Origin of the sequence: Clostridium sp. J1101437_171009_A5 (assembly GCF_015547905.1) — a bacterium.
In the GTDB taxonomy this organism is placed as follows: domain Bacteria; phylum Bacillota; class Clostridia; order Oscillospirales; family Oscillospiraceae; genus Pseudoflavonifractor_A; species Pseudoflavonifractor_A gallinarum.
This window is the reverse complement of sequence record NZ_JADMVY010000040.1, coordinates 1-1,276: the sequence shown is the minus strand read 5'-3', so window position 1 is coordinate 1,276 and position 1,276 is coordinate 1. Positions and strand designations below refer to the sequence as shown.

1 protein-coding gene is annotated in these 1,276 nt (G+C 52.0%); it reads right to left on the bottom strand.

Annotated features, from left to right (window positions below):
* Positions 1-28 precede the first annotated feature (28 nt).
* A partial coding sequence (locus tag I2C21_RS17405) for a MobA/MobL family protein (RefSeq protein WP_195279895.1) occupies positions 29-1,276 on the bottom strand: 1,248 nt, incomplete at its 5' end.

The following is a 1,276-nucleotide window of genomic DNA, read 5'->3' as shown; positions in this document are numbered from 1 at the left end:
GCCCGGTCAATCTGTGCTTGGGTGTAATTCATCGGGATAGTTCCTCCTTTTTCTGTCGTGTTTGGGGTCGATTTTGGTGCTTTTGTTTCTCTGTACGCTCGTTAAATCGGGCGGCAGTATCTACGCATGACTTGACCTTCCAAAGACGGTGTAAATCGTCTCTGACAGCCTTAAACTCGCCGTAGGTGCTTTCGTGCGCCTGTTCCAGCTCGTCATACTCGTCGGACAGCTTTTTCATATCCACCTTGCCGTCCGGGAACTCCCCGGTCAGCTTTCGTCTGGCGGCGTAGAACTGTATCAGTTCCGCTTCATGCTCTGCCTTGTACTTGGCTCTGGGCTTCTCAAACTTGATTTTCTGCAAGCCGTCATAGACAGGCTTCAAGCTCTGGAAAGCAGCGGAGCTGTCATAGAGCTGCTTAATTGCTTTCATTCGGGCGGTCTGTTCGTCCAGCGTTTTCTTCAAGCTCTCTGTGGCAGCACTGTGTTCGTTGACATGGCTTTCCAAATCTTCAAGGGTGTAAATGCCATTCTTCCGAAGATAATTGAAAGTCTCGTTCATCTCCTTTAGATTGCTGACCTTGCCTTTCTGGGAATACGCCCCGGCGTTGCGGCTGGTGTAATAGGCGTTCAGCAGAGAAACAAGGTTGGGTGCCTGTGGCTTGGCAAGCTCTGCTTTTGCTTCGGCAATCCAATCAAACAGGAGAGTGATTTTCTTCTTGATGTCCCGGATAACGGCATTGGTGGCTTTGATCCAGCGGTTGAACTCTCCCTTTTCGGTGCGGATACCTTTCTTCTCCATTGCCCGGACGGTTGCGCCCTCGTGGACGGTGGGAAGAAGCTCCACGCCCTGACGCTCATAGCTCCGGTGGTCGATACGAACATCAATACCTTTTTCCGCAAACTTGGCATTGCATAGCTCCGCCCATGTCTGCCGCCAGTATTCCAGCGTTTCGGGACTGCCCCAGTCGGTAGTGGGAACGGCGTTGAACACAAACTTTCCGTCTGCGTCTCGGATACGGTTGCCGTCCTCGTCCAGCTCATACACCCGGCGTTGCTTTAGTCCCCATTTGCCGTTCTGCTCGATGGGGCGGATAGGGCAAAGCACATGAAAATGTGGGTTTGGTATGCCGCCGTCCTCCCGGTCTGGCTGGTGTACGGCGAAGTCAACCACCATGCCACGGCTCACAAAGTTCTCCAATAAAAATTGCCTTGCAAGAGCGATGTTTTCCTCAAGGGAAAATTCATTCTGCAAGGCAATGTCAAAGCTGTATGCAAG